This is a genomic window from Sphaerisporangium dianthi (assembly GCF_042654065.1).
GTDB lineage: Bacteria > Actinomycetota > Actinomycetes > Streptosporangiales > Streptosporangiaceae > Sphaerisporangium > Sphaerisporangium dianthi.
Genome location: NZ_JBHSFP010000100.1, coordinates 1 through 1046 on the forward strand (window position 1 = coordinate 1; position 1046 = coordinate 1046).

Here is a 1046-nt window from a genome sequence, read left to right on the forward strand (position 1 = left end):
TCACGGATGATCGCCGCCGGACGCAGGTCGAACACCCGCAGAATCGCGTCCTGGATCTTCGCCACGTCGATCTTCTCGGTGCCGAAGGTCTCCACGAAGACCCCCACCGGCTGCGCCTTGCCGATCGCGTAGGCCACCTGCACCTCGGCCCGGTCGGCCAGCCCGGCCGCCACCACGTTCTTGGCCACCCACCGCATCGCGTACGCCGCCGACCGGTCGACCTTGGAGGGGTCCTTGCCGGAGAACGCGCCGCCACCGTGCCGCGCCATGCCACCGTAGGTGTCCACGATGATCTTGCGGCCGGTCAGCCCCGCGTCACCCATCGGACCGCCGATCTCGAACCGGCCGGTCGGGTTCACCAGCAGGCGGTAGCCCTCGGTCTCGATGCCGAGGTCGGCGAGCACCGGCTCGACGACGTGCTCTTTGATGTCGGGCGCCAGCATCTCCTTGAGGTCGATCTCGGGAGCGTGCTGGGTGGAGACGACGACGGTGTCCAGGCGGACGGGACGGTCGCCGTCGTACTCGATGGTGACCTGGGTCTTGCCGTCGGGACGCAGGTAGGGAACGGTGCCGTTCTTGCGCACCTCCGACAGCCGCCGCGCCATGCGGTGCGCCAGCGTGATCGGCAACGGCATCAGCTCAGGGGTCTCGCGCGTGGCGTACCCGAACATCAGCCCCTGGTCACCGGCACCCTGACGGTCCAGATCGTCGACGCCCTCACCCTCACGGGCCTCATAGGCGTCATCGACACCCTGGGCGATGTCGGGCGACTGCGCGCCGATCGACACCGACACCCCGCACGAGGCCCCGTCGAAGCCCTTGTGCGAAGCGTCGTACCCGATCTCCAGGATCTTCTCCCGGATCAGACCCGGAATATCGACATAGGTCTCCGTCGTCACCTCACCGGCGACATGGACCTGACCCGTAGTGATCATCGTCTCGACCGCGACCCGGCTCGTGGGGTCGCCCTTGAGCATGGCGTCGAGGATGGCGTCGCTGATCTGGTCGGCGATCTTGTCCGGGTGACCCTCGGTGACCGACTCGGA

Annotated in this window: 1 protein-coding gene; it reads right to left on the bottom strand. The window is 67.9% G+C overall.

Features of this window, described 5'->3' with window-relative positions:
* Positions 1-1046, bottom strand: a 1046-nt coding sequence (gene metK / locus ACFO60_RS40765) for a methionine adenosyltransferase (protein WP_380852899.1), incomplete at both ends; no start/stop codon positions are given.